Origin of the sequence: Sphingobacterium spiritivorum (genome assembly GCF_016725325.1) — a bacterium.
In the GTDB taxonomy this organism is placed as follows: domain Bacteria; phylum Bacteroidota; class Bacteroidia; order Sphingobacteriales; family Sphingobacteriaceae; genus Sphingobacterium.
The window spans coordinates 4,733,815-4,760,312 of record NZ_CP068083.1 but is presented as its reverse complement, the minus strand read 5'-3'; the positions used below and the strand labels follow the sequence as shown (position 1 = coordinate 4,760,312).

Annotated in this window: 23 protein-coding genes; 13 read left to right on the top strand and 10 right to left on the bottom strand. The window is 38.8% G+C overall.

From position 1 onward, the window contains the following. Positions 1–282: 282 nt before the first annotated feature. Positions 283–2,607 (top strand): TonB-dependent receptor, encoded by a 2,325-nt coding sequence (locus I6J02_RS19995; protein ID WP_201679523.1) that lies wholly within the window; start codon positions 283–285, stop codon positions 2,605–2,607. 4 nt (positions 2,608–2,611) lie between these two features. Further along, on the top strand, positions 2,612–3,391 hold the full coding sequence (locus I6J02_RS19990) for a DUF4249 domain-containing protein (RefSeq protein ID WP_201679522.1): 780 nt from the start codon (positions 2,612–2,614) through the stop codon (positions 3,389–3,391). Between the two features lie 2 nt (positions 3,392–3,393). Here I6J02_RS19990 and I6J02_RS19985 read toward each other — a convergent pair whose 3' ends face one another. After that, positions 3,394–4,002: a polysaccharide deacetylase family protein gene (locus tag I6J02_RS19985; RefSeq protein ID WP_201679521.1), complete on the bottom strand. Its 609-nt coding sequence runs from the start codon at positions 4,000–4,002 to the stop codon at positions 3,394–3,396. Positions 4,003–4,060: 58 nt separating this feature from the next. Between I6J02_RS19985 and I6J02_RS19980 the strand changes: the two genes are divergently transcribed. The 4 genes from I6J02_RS19980 (at position 4,061) to I6J02_RS19965 (ending at position 8,342) form a co-directional block, all read left to right on the top strand. Next, the gene (locus I6J02_RS19980; RefSeq protein WP_201679520.1) at positions 4,061–5,437 is read left to right on the top strand and encodes a TolC family protein; all 1,377 of its coding nucleotides are present in this window, start codon (positions 4,061–4,063) and stop codon (positions 5,435–5,437) included. Between the two features lie 25 nt (positions 5,438–5,462). Then, positions 5,463–6,830 carry an efflux RND transporter periplasmic adaptor subunit gene (locus I6J02_RS19975; protein ID WP_201679519.1) on the top strand — a complete coding sequence of 456 codons (1,368 nt, stop codon included), beginning with the start codon at positions 5,463–5,465 and terminating at the stop codon, positions 6,828–6,830. 61 nt (positions 6,831–6,891) lie between these two features. Continuing rightward, entirely contained in the window at positions 6,892–7,803 is a 912-nt protein-coding gene (locus I6J02_RS19970) for a helix-hairpin-helix domain-containing protein (RefSeq protein WP_201679518.1), read from the top strand. An 8-nt stretch (positions 7,804–7,811) separates the two neighbouring features. Beyond that, positions 7,812–8,342 carry an adenine phosphoribosyltransferase gene (locus tag I6J02_RS19965; protein WP_201679517.1) on the top strand — a complete coding sequence of 177 codons (531 nt, stop codon included), beginning with the start codon at positions 7,812–7,814 and terminating at the stop codon, positions 8,340–8,342. A gap of 56 nt (positions 8,343–8,398) precedes the next feature. On the opposite strand, the gene I6J02_RS19960 is transcribed toward I6J02_RS19965, so the two are convergent. From I6J02_RS19960 to I6J02_RS19945, 4 genes are all read right to left on the bottom strand, one after another. After that, positions 8,399–8,842 carry a VOC family protein gene (locus I6J02_RS19960; protein ID WP_201679516.1) on the bottom strand — a complete coding sequence of 148 codons (444 nt, stop codon included), beginning with the start codon at positions 8,840–8,842 and terminating at the stop codon, positions 8,399–8,401. Between the two features lie 96 nt (positions 8,843–8,938). After that, on the bottom strand, positions 8,939–9,403 hold the full coding sequence (locus I6J02_RS19955) for an SRPBCC domain-containing protein (protein ID WP_201679515.1): 465 nt from the start codon (positions 9,401–9,403) through the stop codon (positions 8,939–8,941). Positions 9,404–9,522: 119 nt separating this feature from the next. Then, positions 9,523–12,123, bottom strand: coding sequence for a DUF5686 family protein (locus I6J02_RS19950; protein ID WP_201679514.1), 2,601 nt, complete (start codon positions 12,121–12,123; stop codon positions 9,523–9,525). Between the two features lie 238 nt (positions 12,124–12,361). Continuing rightward, positions 12,362–14,044, bottom strand: a complete 1,683-nt coding sequence (locus I6J02_RS19945) for an RluA family pseudouridine synthase (protein ID WP_201679513.1) — start codon at positions 14,042–14,044, stop codon at positions 12,362–12,364. A 157-nt stretch (positions 14,045–14,201) separates the two neighbouring features. On the opposite strand from I6J02_RS19945, the gene I6J02_RS19940 reads away from it, so the two are divergent. Beyond that, entirely contained in the window at positions 14,202–15,161 is a 960-nt protein-coding gene (locus I6J02_RS19940; protein ID WP_201679512.1) for an aldo/keto reductase, read from the top strand. A 36-nt stretch (positions 15,162–15,197) separates the two neighbouring features. Next, the gene (locus I6J02_RS19935; protein ID WP_201679511.1) at positions 15,198–15,671 is read left to right on the top strand and encodes a Dps family protein; all 474 of its coding nucleotides are present in this window, start codon (positions 15,198–15,200) and stop codon (positions 15,669–15,671) included. 142 nt (positions 15,672–15,813) lie between these two features. Here I6J02_RS19935 and I6J02_RS19930 read toward each other — a convergent pair whose 3' ends face one another. Both I6J02_RS19930 and I6J02_RS19925 read right to left on the bottom strand, forming a co-directional pair. Further along, a complete protein-coding gene (locus I6J02_RS19930) occupies positions 15,814–16,272 on the bottom strand; it encodes a GNAT family N-acetyltransferase (RefSeq protein ID WP_201679510.1) in 459 nt (152 codons plus the stop codon). A 40-nt stretch (positions 16,273–16,312) separates the two neighbouring features. Next, positions 16,313–17,236, bottom strand: a complete 924-nt coding sequence (locus I6J02_RS19925) for a multidrug resistance efflux transporter family protein (protein WP_201679509.1) — start codon at positions 17,234–17,236, stop codon at positions 16,313–16,315. A gap of 169 nt (positions 17,237–17,405) precedes the next feature. Here I6J02_RS19925 and fabV point away from each other — a divergent pair, with 169 nt between their 5' ends. Then, a complete protein-coding gene (fabV, locus tag I6J02_RS19920) occupies positions 17,406–18,608 on the top strand; it encodes an enoyl-ACP reductase FabV (protein WP_201679508.1) in 1,203 nt (400 codons plus the stop codon). A 110-nt stretch (positions 18,609–18,718) separates the two neighbouring features. Here fabV and I6J02_RS19915 read toward each other — a convergent pair whose 3' ends face one another. Both I6J02_RS19915 and I6J02_RS19910 read right to left on the bottom strand, forming a co-directional pair. Beyond that, positions 18,719–19,306 (bottom strand): YceI family protein, encoded by a 588-nt coding sequence (locus I6J02_RS19915; protein ID WP_201679507.1) that lies wholly within the window; start codon positions 19,304–19,306, stop codon positions 18,719–18,721. 58 nt (positions 19,307–19,364) lie between these two features. Beyond that, entirely contained in the window at positions 19,365–20,342 is a 978-nt protein-coding gene (locus tag I6J02_RS19910) for a 2-hydroxyacid dehydrogenase (protein WP_201679506.1), read from the bottom strand. Positions 20,343–20,667: 325 nt separating this feature from the next. Between I6J02_RS19910 and serC the strand changes: the two genes are divergently transcribed. The 4 genes from serC (at position 20,668) to lysA (ending at position 25,388) form a co-directional block, all read left to right on the top strand. Beyond that, positions 20,668–21,735: a 3-phosphoserine/phosphohydroxythreonine transaminase gene (serC, locus tag I6J02_RS19905; protein ID WP_201679505.1), complete on the top strand. Its 1,068-nt coding sequence runs from the start codon at positions 20,668–20,670 to the stop codon at positions 21,733–21,735. Positions 21,736–21,830: 95 nt separating this feature from the next. Continuing rightward, positions 21,831–22,778 (top strand): D-2-hydroxyacid dehydrogenase, encoded by a 948-nt coding sequence (locus tag I6J02_RS19900; protein ID WP_201679504.1) that lies wholly within the window; start codon positions 21,831–21,833, stop codon positions 22,776–22,778. Between the two features lie 128 nt (positions 22,779–22,906). Beyond that, the gene (locus I6J02_RS19895) at positions 22,907–24,220 is read left to right on the top strand and encodes an aspartate kinase (protein ID WP_002994702.1); all 1,314 of its coding nucleotides are present in this window, start codon (positions 22,907–22,909) and stop codon (positions 24,218–24,220) included. A gap of 7 nt (positions 24,221–24,227) precedes the next feature. Next, a complete protein-coding gene (lysA, locus tag I6J02_RS19890; protein WP_201679503.1) occupies positions 24,228–25,388 on the top strand; it encodes a diaminopimelate decarboxylase in 1,161 nt (386 codons plus the stop codon). 91 nt (positions 25,389–25,479) lie between these two features. Here lysA and I6J02_RS19885 read toward each other — a convergent pair whose 3' ends face one another. Continuing rightward, a complete protein-coding gene (locus I6J02_RS19885) occupies positions 25,480–26,436 on the bottom strand; it encodes a DUF4377 domain-containing protein (protein WP_201679502.1) in 957 nt (318 codons plus the stop codon). Between the last annotated feature and the right edge of the window lie 62 nt (positions 26,437–26,498).

Genomic DNA, 26,498 nt, shown 5'->3' with positions numbered 1-26,498 from the left:
TAATATTTTTTTCTGATGGTCTATGAAGATGTCTGATGCTAACATTAATCAGAAAAATCTACACCGAAGCTTTCGATTTAAGACTTGATTATTAGTTTTTGGTTATGGAATATAAATGAAAATAGATGCTTAGCTGTGTTTAGGTTGTAAATATTAATCTTTGAGTAAATTATAGTGCAAATTACAGATTAACAATAAACTTAACAGAAAATAAACATTGACTGTCAGATTGTTTTATCGGTATTTTATGCTATTTTTACCGGCTGAAAGATTTATGACACTATGTTTCCAAGAATATCAGCCCTTCTCATTTTTTTATTTGTAGTAAAAGTGTGCGTGGCACAAAATACGTATACGATCAGTGGATTTATACGGGATAGCAGTACAGGAGAGACCTTGATTGGTGCCATTGTACAGGGTGAAGACCCAAAATTTATAGCACGAACCAACAATTACGGTTATTATGCGTTAAGCCTTCCTGCAGGACAGCATAAACTGACATTTCGTTATGTCGGATATACTATTATTGAAGAAGTTGTCACTATTAATGATAACATGAAGAGAAATGTCGAATTGATTCCTAATCAGAATGAACTGGAAGAAGTCGTCGTTTCTGCCCGTAAGAAAAACAGTAATGTAGAAAGCCCGCAGATGGGAAGTTTCAAATTTAATACTTCCGAAATCCGTAATATTCCTGTCGTTTTTGGTGAAAAGGATATCTTAAAAACATTTCAGTTGTTGCCGGGTGTTGCATCCGGAGGAGAAGGAAGTGCTAATTTCTACGTACGTGGCGGGGGCGGAGACCAGAATCTTATCCTACTGGACGAGGCGACGGTATATAACTCCTCTCACCTTTTGGGCTTTTTCTCTACATTCAATTCTGACGCTATAAAAGACGTAGAACTTTACAAAGGTGGAATTCCTGCTCAATATGGAGGACGTATTTCTTCTGTAATGGATATTACCATGTTAGACGGAAACAGCAAAGAATTCAGTATGGAAGGAGGGATAGGACTTATCGCTTCCCGGTTGAAAGTAGAAGCTCCGATTATAAAAGACAAAAGTTCATTTATGATCAGTGGAAGAAGAACGTATGCAGATATGTTCCTGAAACTATCAAACGATGAGGATGCTAAAAAAAGTAAACTTTATTTTTATGATCTGAATGCCAAAGCTAATTATAAACTGAATGATAAAAATACCATTTACGTTTCCGGATATTTTGGAAAAGACGAACTCGGTTATTCGGATAAATTCAGTTTTGATTGGGGTAATGCGACAGCCACCGTTCGCTGGAATAATGTAATTAATGATAAACTATTCAGTAATACATCCTTGATTTACAGTAATTTTAATTATAATGTTAATGTAAGCAGTGACAATAATGATTTTAAAATTGCCTCAAAGATCAATAACTGGAATTTTAAGGAGGATTTCCAATATTTTACCAATCCTAAGAATACATTCAAATTTGGTGTTCATTTGCTTTATCAAAAAATATCTCCCGCGAGTCTGAATGCTACAGGAGGTTCGGAAGTCAACTCTATCTTTATTGAGCCTCGTAAAGGGCTTGATGCATCTGCTTATTTTTCACATGAGTGGAAACCTACGGACAGACTTTCTATGATTTATGGTCTGCGGTTATCAGACTTTTTCGTGTTAGGTCCAGGTACCTTCTACAACTATGATGAAGAAGGAGAACCAATCGGAAGTAATACCTATGGAGATAACAAAGTCATCAAACAGTACCTTAATCTGGAGCCCAGATTATCGATGTCTTATAAGCTGAATGAAAAACAAAGCCTAAAACTATCATTTAACCGTATTACACAAAATCTGCATCAGCTGACGAATACGACATCAAGCCTGCCTACCGATCAATATGTGTTAAGCAGTGCAAATATCAAACCTCAGTATGCTAATCAGGGCGCATTCGGATATTTCCGAAATTTCAAGGATAACGCCTATGAGTTTTCCGTAGAAGCATATTATAAGCAAATGGGAAATCAGATCGATTTCAGAAATGGGGCAGATCTGCAGGCGAATAAATACCTGGAAGGAGAGTTGTTATATGGAGAGGGAAGAGCGTACGGACTGGAATGGTACCTGAGGAAAAGAGAAGGCCGCTTCAACGGATGGATCAGCTATACCTTGTCCAAAAGTGAGCGTCAGTTTGACGAGATTAATAACGGATCCTGGTTCAATGCCAGACAAGACCGTACACACGATGTATCCGTCGTAGGTATATATCAATTGAGTAAGAAATGGACATTAGGCGCTACATTTGTATATAACACGGGTAATGCCATTACATTCCCAAGTGGTAAATATGAAGTAGATGGCCGCACAATGTTTTACTACACAGAAAGAAACGGATACCGCATGCCGGCTTATCACAGGCTTGATCTTTCTGCTACCTATTCACGTAAACGCCCGGGTAAAAAGTATTATTCCAGCTGGTCATTCGGTGTTTATAATGCTTACAACCGTAAAAATGCTTACATCATAGACTTCAGAGAGAATGAAGATAATTCGAATATCACAGAAGCGTATCGGATTGCATTATTCGGAGCTATTCCATCTATTACCTGGGACTTTAAATTTTAATATCATGCAAAGAATATATTATATCGTATTGTTGTTTAGTGTTTTGCTGGTTTCCTGTGAAGATAAGATTGATATAAATCTTAATGATGCCAGTCCTAAGATTGTAATTGTCGGGGATCTAAGTAATCTTTCCGATCAGCACCAGATAAGAGTGAGTAAGACAATAGCCTTTAATGAGCCGACAAACAGTATTCCGGTGAATAATGCTACTGTGCAGGTGACAGAAGTGGGAGGAAGAACCTATACTTTTCAGTTAAGCGACGAAAATGGGATTTACATAGTCCGAAATCTGCAACTGAGAGTTGGACGATCGTACAAACTTAGCGTAACAGTTGATGGAGAGGTATATGAAAGTGTATCATCAGTGCCACCCTATGTAGAGGTTGAAAAATTCGGACTTAAGCAGGAAGAGATTTTCGGAGATACATATAAATATGTGGTCTTTACATTCACCGATCCTGTGGGAGTAGAAAACTATTACCGCTACCTGATCTCGGTGAATAAGAAAAAAATGGAATTCGCAGCCGTATTAAGTGATAAATTCAATGATGGATTATCCGTTTCTCATGATATTGCCAATGAAGACAATGATCTTGTTACAGGTGATGAGGTCGTCATTCGCAGACAATGTATAGACAAAGGTGTGTACAAATACTGGAATGAATTTCAACTCACCAACCCGGGATCAGCATCACCTGCCAATCCTACATCAAATATTACAAATGGTGCACTTGGATACTTTAGTACCAGCAGTGCTAAAGAATATTCAACCATTATTGAATAAACTTATAAAGTATGAAACGTATACCCTAGCGCAGTAAAATGTTCCAACGTTTTAGGCAGGGCATAAGTAACTCTTGGAATGGCTTTGATATTGTCGTGAAAGACAATGACAGAGCCATTTTTTGTATACTTTAAAACGTTTTTAAGGCAATTTTCAGGTGTCAGTTCCAGATCAAAATCACCGGAAAGAACATCCCACATGACAACCTGGTATTGTTTTAACTGCCGAAGCTGACTTCTTTTGGGACGTCCGTACGGAGGTCTGAAAAGATCTGTATCCATCAGTTGCTGACACTTACTGATGTTTTCGAGATATTCCTTGTCCGGCGTATTCCATCCCTTCAGATGGTTGTAGGTGTGATTGCCTACGCGATGTCCTTCTGCAAGGATACGATCATAGATTTCAGGATATTTTACAATATTTTCTCCCACGCAAAAGAAGGTGCCTCTGACATCAAAAGCCTTTAAGGTATCCAGAATGAAAGGTGTTATCTCCGGGATAGGGCCATCGTCAAATGTTAAATACAGTTTTTTCTCTTCTCTGGATTTGTTCCATAAAATATTGTTCGGATAATACCACTTCAGAAAAAATGGTGCTTTAACTAAATACATGTTGTGAAATTCAAATAATTATACCAAATTTATGAAATCATAACATTTTAATAGAAGAATGGCCAAAAAATTGACCAACTACCTACTTTTGGGGGCATGCTTATCATTGGCAACATTTTGCCAGGCGCAGAGCAATATTACTGTTCAAGAGGCTATTAAGCTGACTTTGGAGCGTAATCTGCAAATAAAGGAGGCAGAATACAGAAGGCAGCTGACAGAACAGGATGTGTCGCAGGCAAAGGGCAACCTTTACCCGAATCTTAGTCTGAGTGGTAGTCAGAGTAATAATTATGGTTTTGGATTTGACCAGGTCAGCGGTAATGTTGTTCGGGGGCAATGGAATCATAATGCGAATGCTCAGATATCTTCATCTTATGCTGTATTTCAGGGATTTCAACTTGTAAATCAGGTGAAAGCTAATAAACTTCAATTGCTATCTGATGCAACGGCTGTAGAAAAAGCAAAGAATGATCTTATTCTGTCTGTACTCACCAATTACCTGCAGGCGATTACAAACAATGAACTGTATGAAGCCAGTAAACAACAGCTGAAACTTTCTAAAGAACAGCTACGTACGGATTCTATCCAGTTTGAAGTTGGCAATAAGACACTGGCGGATCTTTCTCAGGCCAAAAATCAGGTAGCTACAGACGAATTAAATATGCTTAACTCGAATAATGCATACGAATTATCTATGCTGGAGCTGAAGCAGCTTATGGAAATGCCTGGTGATACCATTATCTCACTTGTTAAACCTGATATATCAGCTTTAATATCTGAAGCCACATCTTATGACGCCCGGAATGTATTTTCCCGTGCTCTGGATACGCAGCCGGATATTAAACAGGCACAGATTAATACTCAGGTAGCTGAAAAGAATATAGAGATTGCACAAGGTGGGTATTATCCTACCGTGTCGATCTCGACAGGCTATGGAACAAACTATTCTTCCAATGCTAAAAAAGTCGATCCTAATACATTGGATCCTATGAATCCGCAATTTATACGGATGCCTTTCGGAGAACAATTGGATCAGAATAAATCATTCTCAGCAGGCTTGTCGCTGAATGTTCCGATCTTTAATAACAGAAGAACAAAGACAGCTGTAGCTAAAGCTAAGATTGGCAGATTACAGGCACAAAATCAGGAAGATCTGGTGAAGCGGAATCTGAATAAAACAATTAATCAGGCTGTATTGGATCTGAAAGCTGCACGTCAGCAATTTGTATCTTCAGAAACTGCTTTTGTAACAGCAAAAGAAGCATATGAAGTCATTAAAGAACGCTATGATGTAGGAATGGCGAATGCGATGGAACTGTCTACTGCACAAACGAAAATGAATAAGGCTGAATTTGATATGATTCAGGCTAAATATACATCCGTATTCAAGGAAAAAGTAATAGATTACTATATTGGCAATCCAATAAAATTTTAATTGCAAAACTTATTATTAACGATAAATGGCTAAGAAAAAAAATAGACTTCCTCTCATTCTTGTAATTGCGGCAGTGGTAATTCTCGTCGTATTTGTTGCCGGCAATAAATTGGGATGGTTTGGTGATGGTAATGTAATCAAGGTTGCGGTGGATAAAGTTCAGGAGCGAACTGTTCATGAACTGGTATCTGCCAGCGGTAAAATCCAGCCCGAATTTGAAGTCAAACTGAGTTCGGAAGTATCAGGGGAGATCATTGAACTGAATATAAAGGAAGGAGATGTCGTAAAGAAAGGACAAGTATTGTGTCGTGTAAAACCCGATATCCTTCAGTCTGGTTTTGATCAGGCAGTCGCTTCATTAAATATACAACGTGCAACATTAGCTTCTTCTCAACAACAGTTAAAACAACAGGAGGCTAATTTTGTCAATACGGAAGCCACTTTTAAAAGAAATCAGGAACTTTTTAAAAAGCGTGTAATATCCGCAGCCGAAATGGACAAAGCAGAAGCCGATTATCGCAGTGCACTTGCTTCTATTGAAGCACAGAGACAGAGCGTACGTGCTACCCGATATGGGATAGATCAGTCGCAGGCATCGGTCAAACAGGCGGGTGATAACCTGGCGAGAACAACTATCTACGCTCCTTCGGACGGTGTAATTTCTTTATTGTCCGTAGAATTGGGAGAGCGTGTGGTGGGAACAGCACAAATGGCGGGTACTGAAATTATGCGTATAGCGAATATGTCATCAATGGAAGTGAATGTGGACGTTAATGAAAATGATATCAACAGAGTAAAACTGGGAGACCAGGCAGATATTGAAGTAGATGCTTTTCAAGGCCGCAAATTTGTAGGAGTCGTAACTGAAATAGCGAGCTCATCCAAAAGTGCTGCCACTACTACCGCTGCATCTACAGCAGAGCAGGTCACAAACTTTAATGTGAAAGTAAGAATCTCTCCAGATTCATATGCTGATATCCTGAATAATAATCTGAAGAACCCATCTCCATTCAGACCGGGACTTTCAGCTACAGTTCAGATCAGAACGAAAACAGCTTCCGGATTGGTGGTGCCGATTCAATCGGTTACGATCCGTACCGAGGAGATCAAATCTGACGAACCAAAAGGGGAGGACTCTGCGAATAAAGATGATAAAACTAAAAAGGCTGCTGCCACTGAAAATGCAGGAGCTAAAGAGTACGTATTTGTCGTAAACGGAACTGAGGTCAATATGGTTGAAGTGAAAACAGGTATTCAGGACGATAATAATATTATCATCTTATCCGGACTGAAAAAAGATCAGGAAGTTGTATCCAGACCATTTAATGCGATTTCAAAAACACTAAAAGATAAAAGTAAAGTTGAAAAAGTAGATAAGGATAAGCTTAATTAAGAGACGCTTTACCAGGCTTATTCCTATTTCTTTTTTAATGTGATACTGTTAAAAATGGAATATGAATAAGCTATTTTATTTTTTTAAACTAAGCAGAGCAGAGCAAAACGGTTTTTTTGTATTGCTTATACTGATTGTATTAGTCACAATCAGTCCCCTTGTTTGGAATTTAATTTATAGACCAGCTCCTGTCTATTACCAGCTTCATGTTTTTGATGAAGAGAATGCGGAAATCAATAATGGGGAATCCTTAAATTCCAAAGTAGATTATTCTTCCCGATCCGCAGATCTGAATCCTGTTTCCTATTTTAACTTCGATCCTAATCAACTCTCTGCCACCGAATGGAAAAAATTAGGCTTCAAAGATTATCAGATCCGTATGATACTGAATTATACCGCTAAAGGAGGTAAATTTTATAAAAAGGAAGATTTACGTAAAATATATACTATTAAAGAGTCAGATTATGCACGGGTAGAAGCATACATACATATCGCAGATGGTTCATCAGCACCCCGCACTACTACTTCAAAGACAGCAGTCCAATATCCCGGAATGTTTCAAAATAATGTAAACACAGCCGGTATAGATATCAATACAGCAGATACTACGGCCTGGATATCATTAAAAGGAATAGGACCTTCATATGCCCGGCGGATAGTCAAATTCAGAGATGCTCTTGGAGGATTCTATGCAATTGAGCAGGTGGGGGAAGTATATGGTATGGACAGTGAACGATATAAAATAATCGAAAGTTTATTGAAGATTGGTAATACTGATATCAGACAACTGGAGCTGAATATACTTACGGCAGCGGAGCTTGCCAAACATCCCTACATAAGCTATAAGCAGGCTTCAGCTATTGTGAACTACCGTAAACAGCACGGAAATTATAAAAATATAAATGATTTAAGAGCAGTACTTCTGCTTGATGAAGATTTTTTACGTAAACTTGAACCTTATTTGAAATTTTAGCTTATCAGATGATAGAACAACGATTGAGAGAAGTAATCCGGGATATTGAAGACTTTCCAAAACCCGGTATAGTTTTTAAAGATATCACACCCATACTGAAAGATGCAGAACTTTGTAAGGAAGTTGTAGAAGCTTTTGTACAACGGCTGGAAGGAAAACGAATCGATGCAATAGCGGGAATAGAGAGCAGGGGATTTCTTTTTGGTATGATGCTGGCAACCCGGCTTAACCTTCCTTTTATTCCAATCCGCAAACAAGGTAAATTACCCTATAATACGATTTCCGAATCGTATGCGCTCGAATACGGACAAGCGACGATAGAAGTACATGAGGATGCATTTGAGGCAGGGCAGCATATTTTAATCCATGACGATCTGTTAGCTACAGGTGGTACAGTAGTGGCAGCCAGTAAGCTGATTGAAAAGCTAGGTGGTCAGGTAGCTGGTTTTAGTTTTGTAATCAGTCTGGATTTTCTACATAGTCAGGGCAGATTGACCCGTTTTAATCATGATATTATTTCACTGGTACATTATACCTAACATTCCAATAGCATCGGATTAAAGTCCGGTGCTATTGGATTGTTATCCGGAGTGGGTTACTGTCCCCAGCGATCCAGTTTGCTGCCGTCATAGTTGATCATCCAGCATATTCCGTACTTGTCCTTGAATGAACTGTATAATTGTGACCAATATGTTTCTTCCATAGGCATTTCAACTTCTCCTCCCTCCGATAAGCCTTTGTACAACCGTAATGCTTCTTCAGATGAATCTGCTGCCAGCAGAATAAATGAATTGTTACCTCTGTTGATTGCTGAGCCATAGTCGTCATGCACGTCAGCACCCATCAGCACAAAATGTTTGCTGATCGGAAGTACCACATGCAGTACTCTGTTACTGATTTCATCTGGTATTTCTTCATGAGAAGGCATGTCCTGATACCGCATAAAAGACCTGAATTCTCCTCCAAATACTGATTTGTAAAAATTAAATGCATTTTCGGCCTGACCGTCAAAATTAAGGTAATGATGTACTTTTGCCATAACGACTGTATATTAGTTTATATTAGTTATTGATCACTTTCATAGGGAAAAAGTGTCGGTTTTTTAAAACAATACGTATGCAGAGGTTATTTGCGACTAATGTCCGACAGGAAATTTGTCTGCAATCAACCCGGGATTGATGCCTTGTTCCATATATACTTTCAATCCATCTACAACAGTCGTAAATCCACCGGTAGAGTCTGTCAGAAAGGAGATCAATTGCTCATCTTCTAAGACTTCAAAACCATAATTCCGGATGCGTACATATGTACTTTCCGGGCTGACAGGTTGAAAGAGAAAATCTATATGCGTGCGGGGCTCACCCCATAGAACACTTATTTTGTCATTTGTGAGAATATCCAGTACTTCTACTTCTGCAGATACTCCGTACATTTCCCATGTCCAGACTACAGTCTTGCCTTTTTCAAGAATAGAACTACCGGATGTAAACCAAAAATGACGGGTTATCTCCGGATCAATAAAAGCCATAAATACATCCCCGACAGGTCGGCGGACAAGCATTTGAGCCTCAATAACAATGTCTTTTTTGTTTATATTCAATGGTTTATACAATAGTTATTTAAATTTAGAAATTTTTATTCACTCGGCCAATAAAAAAGGGAAGTTTTTGCAAACTCCCCTTAACTAGAAAACTAAATATAAAAAATATATAGATACGGCTAAAAATCAAATTTAATACGTGCTCTGATTCCCCAACTTGGTGCATCCGGATGATCCAGATAGTTGAGACGTTTTACAGCATCTACACGTAAGATCTTAAATATATTGTACAAACCTACACTGGCCTCCATATAAGGGCGTCCATCTGCGAAGGTGTAAGAAATAGGAACATTATCCTCATTCTTCTGGAATGTAAATACCTTATTGGTGATGTCCGGGTTGTTTTCATTACGTAAACCTCCATACACCGCTTTGAAACTGAATACTTCTCTCCATTTTAATTTTTTGACCAATGGAATTTTATTCAGAATAAAACCATTCATATAATACTGAATATTAGTGGAAGCTGAATGATCACTTACAAACTCCATAAAGTTCATCAGGTTGAATGAATTTAACTGATATGCATAGGTCTGATTCGCTCTGTGTATAGTCAGTAACGGGAATGGAATTTCATTTCCGGCAATATAAGTTCCTTCAAGATTTACATCTGCATACCCCAGTTGTGAAAGATAGAAACGTTTAAATACGCCTCCTGTAAAGTTGTGATAGTTGTATTCTCCATCAAGCAAGCCTTTCACTCCACCCGTATAGTTCAGCGTGAAAATAGGGTACTTGTTAAATATTGGAGTTCTGTACAGCTTACCCTGATAATATTGTTCTTTTGGAGCCCAACGTAAGCCCACAGAGATCTCAGTTGTATTTAACTCGTTAAACAGTTTTGAATTTCCGTTTTCATCCAGCATCTGGTAGGTCAGAATACCGGCTGGCTGTTGTTTCCATTTACTAAAACCAACTGTGTAAGATAAGTTATTGTCGAATTCTCTTTTGTATTCTAAACGATAGATATCATTATACAGGTAACGTTCATTCTCTCCGCGTTTGAAAGACAATAAAAAGTTGTCTTCCTGAATAAATTCCAGATTTTGTCCCGGAATTTTGGTGTCTCTCTGAAAGGATGCGCGGATATAATGCATCGGGAATGAATACACTGATTTATTATTCAGTGAATATGTTCCGCTGATAAAATACTTCCACTTTTCATCTTTAAAACCATATGCAGCATAAGACTCCGCATAGAAACGTTTACTGAAAGCTTCTGTTGTACGTCCCCCAACACGTAGCCTCAAACCTTCTACCGGATTGAAACTGTAGAACGTATTGACCGGACCAATTTCTACCGGGCCAGCCTGCTTGTATCCTGAAAGCACAAGAGCTGCTATATCCATAAACCGTTTGAAAGATGGCATCATTTGTAACGTATCTATATTATGATAGATCACCGATTCATTCTTCTTTAGGGCTACAGGGCGGTGTGTGCTCCAGTATTGTTCATCAAATGCTTGTGTACCTTTTTTGCCTTCATTGACAATCACGACATCAGGACCCTGATATATACTGTCTGGTTGCACAATACCGGTCTTAAAGTCGGTATAGGAAACGGTGCGCTGTCCGCGGATACCGGTGCCTTTTTCTGATAATGCAAAATCCATAGCCAGCGAGCTGCTGGTCAGAAAGAAACGGCCACTCTTATCTTTGCTGAAGTCCAGATCGATAGCCATATCCCTTACAAAATTCAGGTTAATGCCATCAGCAACGGTTAATTCCGCTTTACGTACAGCATAGTTACCATCTAAAGTGATATATAATTTTCCCTTAAATAACATATCCGCTTTATTACGGGGGAAGAAGCTCAATTCAACCAGATATGGAGATTCCGTCTTGATCGTATCCGTAATAAAAAATTTATAAAAAGTAGGGGATGAACCGGCAATCGGACTCAAAAACTGATTGGTCAACAATGAAATGTTATTGTCGTAAATATCAATGTTTTCGTAAAGTCTGTTGAAGTAGTTACTCAGACCGTTATTATCTACAAATTTAGGATCAAACTGAGCCTTTTGCTCTGCAATAACAAATTGTTTAGTCTTTTTGGGACTTCTGCGTTGGTATACCTGAGATAATTTCTCTTCTATATAAGCCGGTAATACATATCTGTTTTCATTTTTTACAGAATCATCTTTTTCAAATAAAAATTGATATTGCTTGAATATTTTTCTGTTTTTAAATTTTTCAGACAGATTGCTGAGTGCCATGGAGATCTTCTCATATTGTTGAAATTCAGCATAATCCTGAGCTTCTAATCTGTTTTTTTCTTTATTATCGATGACCTTGCGAATCAATTCTACAGCTGGATTATCTTTATTCCTGTATTTTGCTTTCTTCGCTTTGACCACTACTTCTTCCAGAACATTTTCTTCCGGAACAAGATTAATGGTGATATTATCCGAATTGGTCGGATTGATCAGGATATCCTGTGATTCGTACCCGACATAGGTAACCCTGAATTTAGTATAACTTCCATCGATTTTTAAGCTGAATTCACCGCGGCTGTCCGTTGATGTGCTGTTTCCCGCTGGAGCTCCTATAACGGCAATGGTCGCGTAATCTATAGGTTTACGAGTCACAATATCCAATACTTTACCTTTCAGCATGACTTGCTGACCAAATACGGAAGTTGTGCTCATAAATGTCAATAGCACAAAGAGTAAACCCTTCCAGATTTGTTTAGTAAATATTTCACTTATAGTAGTTTTCATTAGTCTCTAGTTTGTTCGATTTACTAAAACTAAACTTTTGACTTTTTAATCAAAATGTTTAAATGTTCTAATAAACATTGCAAAATTAAATAATTATTAACAGAAAAGTAAGTGTCTATACGTCTTAAAAATAATAAGAATATACAAAATTGCGTTAACAATAGATCCTGAGGGACTTAGGTTAAAAAATGGTCAAATAATTGACAAAATTCTGACTAATTAAACCTTCTAGTCAGCTTTAAAAAGGTGCTTTTGTTTCAAAAATGACTGTTTTTTTTGTGCGCGGATGTACAAATGATAGGTATGCAGCATGCAAATGAAGTCTGTTTGATTTGGTGCCATAGAGATCGTCTCCGACAATTGGCTTATGCAATCCCAGCAGATGAGCAGCGTGTACACGAAGTTGATGCGTACGTCCTGTGACCGGGAAAAACAGAATCTTTGTTTGTCCATTTACACGGGATAGTACCTGAAACTTTGTTATTGCCTTCTTGCCATATTCATAACATACCATCTGTCTCGGTCTGTCATCCAGATCCAGGCGAAGAGGCAGATCAATAATTCCTTCATCTTCTGCTACTATACCATCCAGAAGTGCAACATAGCGTTTTTCAATACTGTGATTGATAAACTGCTGCTGGATAAACTTATGTGCATCTTTATGTTTAGCAATCAGCAGAATACCTGAGGTAGACATATCCAGCCGATGTACAATAATAGGCCCTGTTGCCTCTGGAAATGCGGTTTGCATACGGGTGTATACAGAGTCCTGTATATGAATACCCGGAACGGATAAGAACTCAGCTGGCTTATTGACTACAGCAATATCTTCATCGTCGTATAAGATCTCTAAATCAGATTGCGCTTTTGGGGCTTCAAGTAATGGATTATCTTCGAGTATCATGCCATCCAGCATATGTGACAGAATAGGTTCACACTTTCCTTTACATGCCGGATAATAGTTCTTATGTTTTCTTATTTCAGATGCCGGAGAATCTCCCCACCAAAATTCGGCCATGGCAACAGGTGTTAGCTGATGCAGAAAAGCATACTGCAACAATTTTGGAGCTGCACACTCACCCGCTCCTGCAGGGGGAACCGATTGATTAAATTGCTCAAATATGGAACGGATATCTTTGGATACTCCTTTTTTATTTAGGAATAAATATTGTTCGAAAAGCCGGGTTTGTAATAACGCTGATTTAGCTTTTCTTTCTTCTTTAAGCAAAGATATACGACCATGATAATTATCCAGTTGCTCCTGTATCTCTGTGATCCTCGACTTCCAGTCTTTCTGCAGGACAGCCAACTCGTGTTTATCCCGAAGAGACTGTTTAATCAGATCGGCCTCTAATAGTTGAAAATCACTTGCTGAGAGAACTTCGGTCTGTATCGTACGGATCTGTTTCCGTTCTTCTTTTAATTTTTTAAGCTGTTGTTTGAAGTGTGAAATAGATTCTTCAGCAGATCGGGTTACAGCTTGCAGGTCTGTTTTTAATTGCGTCAGAAGTTCATCCTGTTCAAGTGTTGCTATCTGTCGGTTTATTTCATTGATCTCTTCTTCTTCCAGCAGAAAGAAACTGTCCTTCTGCAACATGTCGAATACAGGAGGAACAAAATGTTTATGAGCATTGGTACCGGCCAGTTTACCGGAAAAGGCGCACAGATATCCGGGAGTTCCGGACGAATCTGTTACGACCAGTACGCCAAACATCTTGCCGATTACCTGTTGATCGGATGAATTTCCTAGTCCGAAATTATGCTGCCATTCAGACTGATGTTGCAGATAATGCTGTAATTCGCCACTGGCAATTATACTCAGTGCATGCGGTTCATAGCAGAAAGGAAAAGTAAACTTTTCCGGAACTGGAATACCCTGTATATCCTGACTGAAATAATGAAGAAATTCGGGTTTTCCCATAATCCGCTGACTGCTATATCTTTTGAAGTGGCAAAGGTAATAAATCCTAAAAACATTCTTCACGATATTGTAAACAAAGAAAATTTTGACAATCAGATCATATCGAAAAGCAAACAAATCCCGATATTGATTGTACTATAATAAAGCAATCGCATATATGAGAAAAGTAAGATTAGGCCAGTCTGATCTGGAAATCGTTCCTTTGGTTTTCGGAGGCAATGTATTTGGCTGGACATTAGATGAAAAGCAGTCATTTGATATTTTAGATGCTTATCTGGATAAAGGATTTGATGCTGTTGATACATCCAATCAGTATTCGCACTGGGTACCGGGGAATACAGGAGGGGAATCCGAAACCATTATCGGAAACTGGCTGAAGAAGAGCGGCAACAGAGATAAAATTGTACTGATGACAAAAGTAGGAGGGACTTTTCCCGGAAACCCAAAGCCTAATACATCTAAGCAACATATTCTGGAGCAGGTAGATGTTTCCTTAAAAAGATTGCAGACTGATTATATTGATCTTTACCAGACCCATTATGATGATGAAAGTATTCCTGTAGAAGAAACACTGGAAGCATATGAGCAGTTGGTAAAAGCTGGTAAAGTAAGATGGATTGGAACCTCTAATATGTCCGCACAACGTATATTGGAGTCCATACAGGTTAGCGGGCAGCAACACTTACCACGGTATCAGACTCTGCAGCCGGAGTATAATCTCTTTTCTAGAGAAAAGTATGAGACACAATATGAACAACTTGCGCTAGAGCAACAGTTGGGTGTACTGACTTATTACTCTCTGGCTAGTGGCTTTCTAACGGGCAAATACAAGAGTGATGCGGATTTTAATCAATCGGCAAGAAGTGAGGGCGTTAAAAAACAGTATTGGAACGAGCGTGGCAAACGTATTGTTGCAGCTCTGGAAGAGGTCGCTGATGCATATAAAACAACTTCTACGGCTGTGGCTTTGGCCTGGCTGATCGCAAGACCATCTGTAGCGGCTCCGATTGTCAGTGCAACCAGGGAAAATCATCTAGAGCCATTTGTTTCAGCCGTGCAATTACAACTTAGTCCTGAATCTATGGAGAAGCTGGATGATGCAAGTGATTGGAAATAATAGAATTAATTTAATAATTTATCAAATATCATTATCATGAAAACTAATATTGGAATTAAAAGTGAGCACTTAGAAAAAGTAGCTCAGGCATTGAATATTTTATTAGCTGATGAAACCGTATTATATGTCAAAACCAGAAATGCACACTGGAATATTGAGGGAAGTGATTTTCATGCGGTTCATTTGTTTTTTGAGGAACAATACAATCAACTTTCTGAAACAATCGACGATATTGCAGAACGTATACGTTCATTGGGACATTATGCGGTAGGAACAATGAAACAATATCTGGAAATAGCGCATTTATCAGAATCTACGCATGGTAAAAATGACAGCAAGACCTATATGAAAGAATTGTTGGGTGACCATGAATCAATTATTATGTATATCCGCGGACTGGTAGATGAATTTGAAGAAAAATACGGAGATAGCGGAAGTTCAGATTTCGTAACAGCTTTATTGGAGCAGCACGAAAAGATGGCCTGGATGTTACGCTCACATTTAAGCTAACAGCCCATTCTTTGTAAAACAGGCCTGAGCAAAACCTCAGGCCTGTTTTTATTTTAGATATGGGTTTGGAATTCGGTGCAAGCGATCAATTGTATCACTTGGTTCACGTTAAAGCAAGCTGACGGGAGAGTTTTTCCTTTACTTAAATTCCCTTTTCAAAACAAATACTGCTCTTCGTATTTGTATATTGTCCATAGTTCGGAATGACTTTAAAATGGTTTTTCTTATATAAACCAATAGCCTCAATCATTTTGTCACCTGTTTCCAGAATACATTTTCTATAGCCCAATTCTTTAGCCCAAAGCTGTAATTCCTCCAATACTTTCCCTGCAATGCCCTTGCCACGCATCTCAACAGGGACGAACATTCTTTTAACTTCCATAATACCTTTTCCATACTCCTTTATTGCTCCGCACCCCACTGCTTTGTCTGCTTCATAAGCCACTACTACATACTGGATAGAGTCAATTTTATTGTATTGAGCAAAGAAAGTATTTGTTTCTCCATTTTTAATAGCTAAGTCTTTATCAAGTTCAAGTACCAATTTTTGAAAATCCAGGTTGTCTGAGTTTGTTCTTTTCAGGGTATAGGTCTGTTCCATTTCTTTTTTGGTTAACGTTAACTGTATTTTATAATTATGATCAGGTTGTATGCCGGCTATGTAAGATCATACCTGCTATCACTAATACTATTCCGGCCAAAGAATACATATCCGGAAATGCACCATGAAGAATCAGCAGTTCGCCGATCAATGCAAAGATAACTTCCATAGACTGGGTAGCCTCTACAGCAGCAAGTTTATGCGGACTGTTGCGTACGCGGTCTGTTGCGGTAAAAAATAGAACAGTAGCAATGACTCCTGAAGATAATGCGACGATGAAAGTCTGTGTCAGCTGTCCGGAAGAAGGCAGTCCATCTTGTTGATAGGCAAAGAAGCACAGGATAATCCAAAAAGGCATGCTGCAAATGGTCATACCTAATGTTCTTTGATAAGCGTCCAGTTTGCCGTCAGTGACCATCATCATCTTACGGTTTCCGAGTGGATAAGCGATCGCTGCTATCAGGACAGGAATAGTACCCATAGCAATATCAGCCCAGCTGGTAAATTTAGCCTGACTGATCTGCATAATAATAATTCCTAAAATAATAAGAGCCGAAAATGCCAGTGATCCTTTAGAAATCTGGTTTGCTGCACGCGGGCTCAACAAAGGAGCAAGCAGCATCCCGAATATAATAGTGGTCTCAAAAGTGCTGGCGACTAACCAGGAGGGGCCAAACTTTGCTCCGAAAGTCAGTGTACTGTAGAATATCCCGAATCCTACGGTGCTCCACAGTATCCAGGACCAGAAATTGGCCCTGATAGCGATAAAAGTTGATTTTAAGCCTTTTCGGAAACCGACAATGATCATGAGCAGGGGGAGCATCCATACAAAGCGGAATGCGGCCGACCAGATCCAGTGTCCGCCATCCAGAGACATTGCTCTGTTAAGGACAAAAGTAGCGGCAAAAAACAGGGAAGATATTACTCCCAAAAAAATCGGAGATATCCTGATTTTGTTCGGCATAGTATTGATTTAGATAATTATATAAGCATATGAGGTTCCGAAAATAGGAATTTCAGTTGGCGGATAAAAGATCAAACCTGTATTTATTGTAAGAATAAATCTCTTTTTTAAATTGAAAATTGTTTATTTTGTATCATATATCAAAATTAAAACTGTAAAAAGTTAGCGCATGATCATACAACCAAGAACGAGAGGATTTATATGTTTGACTTCGCATCCGGAAGGAGCTGCACAAAACATTAAAAATCAAATTGAATATGTGAAATCGAAAGGTACTATCACAGATGGTCCTAAGAAAGTATTAGTAATAGGTGCTTCTACAGGCTTCGGTATAGCATCCCGTATTACAGCTGCCTTCGGTTCGGGAGCAGCTACTATTGGCGTTTTCTTTGAGAAACCTGCTACAGAAGGTAAGCCGGGTACTGCAGGCTGGTATAATTCAGCAGCTTTTGAAAATGAAGCTAAAGAAGCCGGATTGTATGCGAAAAGTATCAATGGCGATGCATTCTCTGATGAAATCAAAAAAGAGGTAATTGACCTTATTAAAAGAGATTTGGGTCAGGTGGATCTGGTTGTGTATTCTTTAGCGTCTCCGCGTCGTACTAATCCTAAAAATGGTGTTAGTTATGCGTCAGTATTGAAACCTATCAGTCAGCCCTTTACAGATAAAACAGTAGATTTCCATACCGGAGTAGTTTCTGATATTTCCATTCAGCCTATTGAGAATGAAGAAGATATCGCGAATACTGTAGCTGTAATGGGAGGTGAAGACTGGAAATTCTGGATTGAAGATCTGAAAGCTGCCGGCGTATTGGCAGAAGGAGTGAAGACAGTCGCTTATTCTTATATTGGCCCTAAGCTGACGTATCCTATTTATAGAAACGGTACAATCGGAAAAGCTAAAGACGATTTGGAAGCTACCGTACCTGTGATCAACGATTTATTGAAAGATCTGCATGGTATTTCTTATGTTTCGGTTAATAAAGCACTGGTAACACAGTCCAGTTCTGCGATTCCGGTAGTTCCTCTTTATATTTCATTATTGTATAAAGTGATGAAAGAAAAAGGTATTCACGAAGGTACTATCGAGCAGATTCAGCGTTTGTTTGCGGAAAGATTATACTTAGACAGTACTATTCCTACCGATGATAAAGGACGTATTCGTATCGATGATCTGGAAATGCGTGAAGATGTACAGGAAGAAGTTGCTAAGTTATGGGATCAGGTCACTACCGAAAATCTAAGCGACATCAGTGATATCAAAGGATACCGTGATGAATTCTTTAATTTGTTTGGTTTCAATGTGGACGGTATTGACTATGAAGCGGACACAAATGAGGTCGTAAACGTACCTAGTTTAGCAAATAATTAATCGGTTTGTTTGCAGACTGATCTTATACTAAGATTATAAAAGAAAATCCCCGTTTTTTGAACGGGGATTTTTTTGTTCTCTACAGATTCCACCGGGAATTGTCTTGCAAATTATTTTTTGGCTATCAGCTTTACCGATAAGGTGAATTCATCATAAATAAACTTATCACCTATATCTGAGAAGATGGATTTTGATTTATATTGAATACCAAATTTTGTTCTGTCCACCGTGATTTTATCAGCAGTAGCACTGATTGTTTTATCATTATTCCAGGTGATTGTAGCCGGAAAGCTGATGGATTGTGTAACACCTTTTAATGTCAGGTTACCCGTAATATTTACATTATTGCCGCTACCTTCCACTTTTTTGATAATAAAGTTAGCGGTTGGGAATTTTTCTACACCAAAGAAATCATCTGCTTTCAGGTGTTTTTCAAGTCCGGCACTTTTGTCCGCATCCTTAATGCTGGCCATATTGATCACAAAACCACCACCCGTAAGTTTTTTTCCGGTAAAATCGAGTGTGCCGGTAGTCAGGTCGACTGTTCCGGTATGCGAGCCGCTAACTTTATCACCTTTCCATGTAATAGAGGATTTTGATCCATCTACACGATAGGTTTCTGCTTTTTGAGCATAGGTCAGAATAGAAAAACTGTTGATGACAGTTAACAGTAAGATTGAGAAGATTTTTGATTTCATTTGAATGGCTGTTTTTTTATAAAGATATGAAGTGTTTTTTCATTGAACAGGTGATTTTTTATGCTTTGTAAACTTCCCCGTTAACAATCTGAGGCATATGGTTTGATTTAGAGGCTGCTATCAGATTATTTGCAGCCATTTTTATCATATTAGTTCGTGTCTCGATTGTCGCTGATCCGATATGCGGCAGTACGCATACCGATGGAAGTGTAAGTAATGGACTATCCGCATTCATAGGTTCAGGATCTGTCACGTCCAATCCGGCTCCCCATATGTCTCCGTTTACCAGAGCAGTGTACAGATCTTGTTCGTGAACGATTCTGCCACGTCCTGTATTGATCAGAATAGCCGATTTTTTCATTCTGGCAAATGTTTCCTTATTAAAGCGATATTGTGTCTCCGGGCTCAGGTTGGCATGTACAGAAAGCACATCACTTTGCGTCAGGAGCTCATCAAAGTTGACATATTCGGCATTCAGGACACGTTTAGCTGTTTCATTGGGATGACGATTGTGATAGATAATCTTCATTCCGTATGCAGCCTGTGCTTTACGGGCAAGCTCAAGACCAATCCTGCCTAATCCATAGATACCTAATGTCTTTCCGTTAAGTTCTATTCCAAGGTCTTTTGTAAACTCAAAATCATTCCACTTTCCCTCTCTGATTTCATTTGCTCTGTAGAAAGCTTTTCTGGATACAGCCAGCATTAATAAGAATGCAACATCCGCAGTAGCTCCACTAAGTACGTCCGGAGTGTTGCTTACCGGAATTCCGGCTTTGCTGGCAGCATCCATATCTACATGGTCGTAGCCTACGCTAGCCAGTGCTACACCTTTAAGATGAGCACAATTATCAAAAAAATGTTGATCCAGACGTACTCCGCCTACATTTAATAAAAGATCAGCAGATTGACACTCCCTTATCAGTTCTTCTTGTGTCAGTTTTTTATTTTCCGTATTGACAGTGTAGCTCAGACCATGTTCGCTCAGATAATCCAATCCTTCCTGTGGTACATTTCTGGATATATATACTTTCATATTGTCATTCAGTTTAAAGCTGTGAATTTATGAATTATTTAGACTAAATAGTATCTGTAAGCGAAATCATGATAAATATATGATGTTTAGGGATTGTAATCCGGTGATTTTTAGTAAAGTACAAAAATCAATATTGCTTCGTGATAATTTATATTCAATTGGGTTAAAATCGTAGTAATTTCATATCAATAGCGGAAATGTCTTAAATCGTTTTTAATAAAAGTGTAATATGTGTGAAAAATTTGTAAAAATAGTTCTACCTTTGCAATGGATTAGGCAAACGATTGTCTTCCATTACAAAATCATCAATTAAAATTTTATATCCATGAAACACAATTTTGGAGCAGGGCCATGTATTTTGCCGAAGGAGGTTTTTCAAGAAGCTGCACAGGCTGTTATCGATTTCAATAACACAGGATTATCAATTTTAGAAATTTCGCACCGTTCCAAAGATTTTGAAGCTGTAATCTCGGAGACGGAACGCTTAGTTCGTGAATTGTTGAATGTGCCGCAAGGGTATTCCATTTTATTTCTGCAAGGTGGTGCAAGTACACAATTTGCTATGGTGCCGTTAAATCTTCTGCCAGAAGGTGGAAAAGCTGCCTATTTCGATACGGGAGTTTGGGCTACTAAAGCTGCTAAAGAAGCTAAGAAAATAGGGCAGGTAGAAGTGATCGCTTCTTCCAGTGACCGCAATTATACTTACATTCCGAAGAACATCACTGTACCTTCGGATGCTGCTTATTTCCATTATACTACTAATAATACGATCTACGGTACGGAGGTATTTGATATCCCTCAATCGGCTGTACCGGTAGTCGCTGATATGTCTTCAGATATTTTAAGTCGGGAGATCAATGTTGCTGACTATGGTCTGATCTACGCAGGAGCTCAAAAGAATATGGGACCTGCCGGTGTTACGCTTGTTATCGTTAAAGATGACCTTCTGGGTAAAACAGGACGTACACTTCCAAGTATCTTTGATTATGACAGTCATATTAAAGGCGGATCTATGTACAACACGCCTCCTGTATATTCTATCTATGTATCTATGCTCAATCTGCGTTGGTTGAAAGCTAAAGGTGGTATATCTGTTATTGAACAGGAAAATATCGTGAAAGCACGTACATTGTACGATGAGATTGACCGCAATTCACTGTTCAAAGGTACAGCAGAAGTAGAAGACCGTTCCAGAATGAATGTTACTTTCGTGATGAATAATCCGGAACTGGAAGGTGAATTTCTGGAATTAGCTAAAGAACGTGGTCATATCGGACTGAAAGGTCACCGTTCTGTAGGAGGTTTCCGTGCTTCTATCTATAATGCATTGAGTATTTCCTCCGTAAATGCATTGGTAGACACTATGCAGGAGTTTGAAGAAAAGTATAAATAATAAGATTACAGATGAAATCATCCTGATTTTTACAAGCACAAGCTGTAAAGAATATATCAGATGGTTTCCTCACATTATAAAATAAATTAGTACTGATGAAAATATTAGCAAATGACGGAATCGATCCAATCGGAAAGAAATTATTGGAAGATGCCGGATTTGAGGTAGATACAAATCATATTCCGCAAGAGGAATTAGCTGCAAAGCTGAATAATTACGATGCAATTACGGTACGTAGTGCTACTAAAGTAAGACAAGCTCTTATTGATGCCTGCCCGAATATCAAGGTAATTGGTAGAGGCGGGGTCGGAATGGATAATATTGATGTGGATTATGCGCGTAGTAAAGGTATAGCTGTTATCAATACGCCGGCTGCATCTTCTCTTTCTGTTGCTGAATTAGTATTTGCACATCTTCTTAACGGTGTACGTTTCTTATTCGATGCAAACCGTAAAATGCCTGTTGAGGGATCAACTAACTTTGCTGGTCTGAAAAAAGCGTATGCCAAAGGTATTGAATTACGTGGTAAAACAATTGGTATAGTAGGTTTCGGACGTATAGGCCGTGAAACGGCTAAAATTGCTTTAGGACTTGGTATGGATGTTGTTTTTTCTGATCTGTACGATGGCCCAACCTCTCTGGAGCTTTCACTCTCAGGAGGTATCAAGGTAGAAGTACCGGTGAAACAAGTCGGTCTGCAGGAGCTTTTCAGTGTTTCTGATTTTATCTCCTTACATGTGCCGTTTACAGATAAACCTGTAATTGGCAAAGAGGAGTTTCCATTATTAAAAGACGGAGTAGCCTTAGTCAATGCTTCACGTGGCGGTGTGATTGACGAGCTTGCATTAATAGAAGCTCTGGATGCAGGAAAAGTTTCTTTTGCTGCACTGGATGTTTTTGATGATGAACCGGCACCTCGTGCGGGAATCCTTCAGCATGCAAAGATCTCATTGACACCGCATATCGGAGCGGCTACAAATGAGGCTCAGGAACGCATAGGTGAAGAACTTGCCACTTTAATTATTCAGCAACTGAAGAAGTAATTGTTGTAAATCATAATTTACGGCACAAAGCGTAAGTTTACACTTTGTGCCGTTTTTGTTTAATAGCATTACTTTTTTTGTATATTCACCGCGCAAAACATAAAACTGTTTTATACATTTTTTTAAATATGAAAATTCTAAAATTTGGAGGCACATCTGTCGGAAGTGCTGCACGTATCAAAGGGTTGTTAGATATTGTAAACCCTTCTGAACGTCAGATCGTAGTGTTGTCTGCTGTAGCAGGAACAACAAATGCTTTAGTCGAAATCAGTCAGGCTTATCTGGTAGGTAAGAAGGACGAGGCCAAGCAACTGATCAAGCAGCATAAGGATAAGTATGAGTCACTGATTAAAGAACTTTTCACAACAGATCAGGGATACAAAAACGGTAAAGATCTTATTGATTATCATTTTGATTTTATTGGTTCTCTTTCTAACGAGCACTTTACGCCGATAGAGGAAAAAGTGGTTCTGGCTCAGGGAGAGCTGATTTCTACTGCTTTGTTTCACTTTCATCTGAATGAGATCGGTGTCCCTTCTGTGTTGTTGCCGGCATTGGATTTTATGAAAATCGATGAGGATAACGAACCTATGGTCAGTTATATCGGCGAGAAATTGAACGCCTTACTTGCTAAATATCCGGACAATACGCTGTTTATTACGCAGGGATTCATTTGCCGTAACTCTTTTGGGGAGATCGATAACCTGCGCAGAGGAGGATCTGACTATACGGCATCGCTGATTGGTGCTGCTATTCAGGCGGATGAAGTACAGATATGGACGGATATAGACGGTATGCACAACAATGATCCCCGTGTCGTAAAGAATACTACACCTATCGCACATCTGAGTTTCAATGAAGCTGCAGAGCTGGCTTATTTCGGAGCGAAGATCTTGCATCCGCAATCTGTATTTCCTGCACAGAAGTATAATGTACCTGTGCGCGTATTGAATACAATGGATCCGAAAGCTGCCGGAACGCTGATCAGTAAAGATGGAGCGCAGAAAGGAATCATCCGGGCTATCGCAGCAAAAGATAATATCACCGCTATTCATATTCATTCATCCAGAATGTTGCTCGCATATGGTTTCTTGCGTAAAGTGTTTGAGATCTTTGAAAGATACAAGACTCCTATAGATATGATTACCACATCGGAAGTGGCTGTTTCTCTTTCTATTGATGATACTACTCATCTGGCAGATATTATTAAAGAAGTGGAAGATTTCGGAACGGTATCGGCAGATGAAAATCAAACTATCGTATGTGTCGTTGGTGACTTCGGTCAAAATACACATGGATATGCAGCGCGTGTACTGGATGCTGTAAAGCATCTGCCTATTCGTATGATTTCCTATGGTGGTTCGGACTATAATGTTTCGATCCTGATGGATTCTGAATACAAAACTGAGGCATTACGTTCATTACACAACCGTTTATTTTAATATCCATATGTTCAGTACGAAACAACTGGCTTCTTTCGAGCATCAGGAGACGCCATTTTATTACTATGATATGAGTTTGCTGGAACGCACACTGGATGCGTGTGCAGCAGCGGCAAATAAAAGAGGATTTCACGTGCATTATGCCCTGAAAGCTAATTTCAATGACCGTATTCTTCAGCTTATCCAGGCCAAAGGTTTTGGAGCGGATTGTGTAAGCGGTAATGAGGTAAAGAAATCTATTGAAACGGGTTTTAAAGCTGATAAAATTACATTTGCCGGCGTCGGTAAATCGGATAAAGAAATCCGCTATGCATTGGCACATGAGATATTTGCATTCAATGTCGAGTCTATTGAAGAGATGGAGGTCATCAATGCTTTGGCAGGGGAGACCGGACAGATTGCAAATGTATCGCTGCGAATAAATCCGAATGTAGATGCACAGACACATCATTATATCACAACGGGACTGGATGAAAATAAATTCGGCATTCCTAATTCTGAGCTCGAAAAATCTGCTGCTATATTAAGAGAATCCAAGCATCTTAATCTCGTGGGATTACACTTTCATATTGGTTCGCAGATCGTTGATCTGAACGTGTTTAAAAGCCTTTGTGTAAAGGTCAATGAATGGAAGAACTGGTTTGAAGAAAGGGGTACTACGATCAGGGTCTTAAATGTAGGCGGCGGATTAGGTGTCGATTATAAAGACCCTGATGGTAATCCCATTACAGATTTTGAAGCTTACTTTGATATTTTTGACAAATTTTTAGAACGCAATCCTCATCAGGAAGTACATTTTGAACTTGGAAGGGCATTAGTAGCACAATGTGGAAGTCTCCTAAGCCGCGTGTTATATACAAAGAGTGGTATCAAGAAGAATTTTCTTATACTGGATGCCGGTATGACAGAATTAATGCGTCCGGCACTATATCAGGCATATCATAAGATAGAAAGAGTAGGAGAGTCGGATCAGGATGAAATCAACTATGATGTCGTCGGACCAATCTGCGAGAGTTCAGATTGTTTTGGGAAGGAAGTTCCATTACCGGTGAGCAAAAGAGGAGATCTGATTGCGATACGTACAGCCGGAGCTTATGGAGAGGTGATGTCTTCACATTACAATCTTCGGGAAGAAATACGGTATGTATATTCCGACGAAATCGTATAGTCTTACAAGATAAACCTGTTTCTAAAAATCGTTAAGAAAGAAAGCCGTACTGAATCTCAGTACGGCTTTCTTTGTTCATATAAACAATGGCTTAATTCTTTTGGGTCATACCAAATATGGCAATGAGTTTTTGCTCATGATATAGATTGAAAGTCTGTTCAGCTATATCATAGGTCAGGCCGTTAAGCGATAGCAGATCAAAAAACTCTCTTTCTATATTATCATTGAGGCATGCTTTCTGTGTGCTCCCTACATTGGTAAATGCGATCTTATTTCCATTGAAGCGTACAGTTCCGAAATAATTATTACAGCTGGAATTACCACTGACACTATTCTTGTCAATGTCGAAATTCATAAATGCACCACTGTTCTCCTGCAGCTTTCCGCGAAGAGATAAAAGTTTCCATGTATGTTTTTCAAGAAATGCGAGAGCTGTATTTTCTTCTTTGATATTACCTGCTTTTGTTTTACTCAGTATTTTGATTACATCATAGGTATAGGAAGAAGCATCAGCCGGTACATTTTTTAGTTTCGTGCGTTTTACCAGTAATTTATAACGATATCCTTCTTCGTAATTGAAATGCTGAAAGCCAGAATAAAAATATTCCCAGTCTTTGCTGTTGTTATACTTAACCATATAACATTTCATACGTCCTACACCTGTACAGTCTACGCGATTCTCTTTGACCATCATAGTGATCTCTTCACTCTGATCATTAGAATCTCTGATTTTTTTCTTACTGATTACTTTTACTACTTCATATTTGTAAGATGAAGCATCTGCAGGAACATTGCTCAATTTGCTGCGTTTTACTTTTACCTTGTACCGGAATCCTTCCGAATAGTCAAAATTATCAATCGGTGCGTAAAAATATTCCCAGTCTTTACTGTTGTGATACTTGACCAGGTAACATTTCATTCGACCTACACCACTACAGTCTGCTTTATTCTCTTTAATCTCCATGTTAAAGGTCTTGCTTTGAGCCAGTGTACTGATCGCAGATGTGACCATTAAGAAACACATCAGAAGAGGTGCGATTTTTTTCATAAAACTAATATTATTTCTATAATGGACAAATATATCGAAAAATGGTTTAGCGTAATTGTTAA

What these genes read in the sequence shown, in the direction of transcription:
- I6J02_RS19960 (WP_201679516.1), bottom strand. Translation starts at nt 8,842, where the DNA reads ATGGCAAAAGTACATCATTACCTTAATTTTGACGGTCAGGCCGAAAAT.
- I6J02_RS19915 (WP_201679507.1), bottom strand. Translation starts at nt 19,306, where the DNA reads ATGAAATCAAAAATCTTCTCAATCTTACTGTTAACTGTCATCAACAGT.
- lysA (WP_201679503.1), top strand. Translation starts at nt 24,228, where the DNA reads ATGTTCAGTACGAAACAACTGGCTTCTTTCGAGCATCAGGAGACGCCA.
- I6J02_RS19930 (WP_201679510.1), bottom strand. Translation starts at nt 16,272, where the DNA reads ATGGAACAGACCTATACCCTGAAAAGAACAAACTCAGACAACCTGGAT.
- I6J02_RS19925 (WP_201679509.1), bottom strand. Translation starts at nt 17,236, where the DNA reads ATGCCGAACAAAATCAGGATATCTCCGATTTTTTTGGGAGTAATATCT.
- I6J02_RS19980 (WP_201679520.1), top strand. Translation starts at nt 4,061, where the DNA reads ATGGCCAAAAAATTGACCAACTACCTACTTTTGGGGGCATGCTTATCA.
- I6J02_RS19910 (WP_201679506.1), bottom strand. Translation starts at nt 20,342, where the DNA reads ATGAAAGTATATATATCCAGAAATGTACCACAGGAAGGATTGGATTAT.
- I6J02_RS19995 (WP_201679523.1), top strand. Translation starts at nt 283, where the DNA reads ATGTTTCCAAGAATATCAGCCCTTCTCATTTTTTTATTTGTAGTAAAA.
- I6J02_RS19965 (WP_201679517.1), top strand. Translation starts at nt 7,812, where the DNA reads ATGATAGAACAACGATTGAGAGAAGTAATCCGGGATATTGAAGACTTT.
- fabV (WP_201679508.1), top strand. Translation starts at nt 17,406, where the DNA reads ATGATCATACAACCAAGAACGAGAGGATTTATATGTTTGACTTCGCAT.
- I6J02_RS19985 (WP_201679521.1), bottom strand. Translation starts at nt 4,002, where the DNA reads ATGTATTTAGTTAAAGCACCATTTTTTCTGAAGTGGTATTATCCGAAC.
- I6J02_RS19895 (WP_002994702.1), top strand. Translation starts at nt 22,907, where the DNA reads ATGAAAATTCTAAAATTTGGAGGCACATCTGTCGGAAGTGCTGCACGT.
- I6J02_RS19940 (WP_201679512.1), top strand. Translation starts at nt 14,202, where the DNA reads ATGAGAAAAGTAAGATTAGGCCAGTCTGATCTGGAAATCGTTCCTTTG.
- I6J02_RS19945 (WP_201679513.1), bottom strand. Translation starts at nt 14,044, where the DNA reads ATGGGAAAACCCGAATTTCTTCATTATTTCAGTCAGGATATACAGGGT.
- I6J02_RS19900 (WP_201679504.1), top strand. Translation starts at nt 21,831, where the DNA reads ATGAAAATATTAGCAAATGACGGAATCGATCCAATCGGAAAGAAATTA.
- I6J02_RS19975 (WP_201679519.1), top strand. Translation starts at nt 5,463, where the DNA reads ATGGCTAAGAAAAAAAATAGACTTCCTCTCATTCTTGTAATTGCGGCA.
- I6J02_RS19970 (WP_201679518.1), top strand. Translation starts at nt 6,892, where the DNA reads ATGAATAAGCTATTTTATTTTTTTAAACTAAGCAGAGCAGAGCAAAAC.
- serC (WP_201679505.1), top strand. Translation starts at nt 20,668, where the DNA reads ATGAAACACAATTTTGGAGCAGGGCCATGTATTTTGCCGAAGGAGGTT.
- I6J02_RS19885 (WP_201679502.1), bottom strand. Translation starts at nt 26,436, where the DNA reads ATGAAAAAAATCGCACCTCTTCTGATGTGTTTCTTAATGGTCACATCT.
- I6J02_RS19950 (WP_201679514.1), bottom strand. Translation starts at nt 12,123, where the DNA reads ATGAAAACTACTATAAGTGAAATATTTACTAAACAAATCTGGAAGGGT.
- I6J02_RS19990 (WP_201679522.1), top strand. Translation starts at nt 2,612, where the DNA reads ATGCAAAGAATATATTATATCGTATTGTTGTTTAGTGTTTTGCTGGTT.
- I6J02_RS19935 (WP_201679511.1), top strand. Translation starts at nt 15,198, where the DNA reads ATGAAAACTAATATTGGAATTAAAAGTGAGCACTTAGAAAAAGTAGCT.